1 protein-coding gene is annotated in these 588 nt (G+C 42.9%); it reads right to left on the minus strand.

All coding sequences use genetic code 11. From position 1 onward, the window contains the following. On the minus strand, nucleotides 1–588 hold a 588-nt coding region (locus tag ACTRWI_RS22600; protein WP_499133930.1), incomplete at both ends, for a transposase.

Genomic DNA, 588 nt, shown 5'->3' on the forward strand with positions numbered 1-588 from the left:
CTTCAAACTGTATAGTCAGTTTTGATAACTGGCTCCACACGTAAATTAACAAAGGTTCATCAGGGCAATATCGGGTATCATCGATGACCTCTCGACCTAAATAGACATAAGACAAGACGCACTTTCGTCTTTCTGTATTGGCTTGCAGCAAGCGTGATTGGGTCAGTTGTGCACTCACAACCCCCACGCACCAAAGCATAAACGTTATCAATGATGCGATTAGTATCAGGTTGTCATAACGTTTTGCGCTTTTTGAGTTCGCGTACTCCAATCCTAAGCCTAGTTTGCCATTTTTTGTATCTCTAAACGCTTCTTCTATCTGCATACGCTGCGCATATAGCTTGACGACTTTAGTTGCGCTGACTTTCTCATGCTCGGGTAAGTGATATACCAATAACCAAGGCTCAATCGCTTTCGCCTGCTGGTATTTATCTGTCGTGCACTGTGACTTGCCACCTCGTTTTTTCTTTGCTATCCGACCTTTCTTTTTATTTTGATAAATAACCGCTTTGCATTGAAATTTTTGTGTCTTGCTGTAGTAGATATCGCCAAGCTTCGTGGCACGATTGGTTGCCTGTTCAAACCAGG

Source organism: Pseudoalteromonas sp. G5_S1_14_S5 (assembly GCF_054968605.1).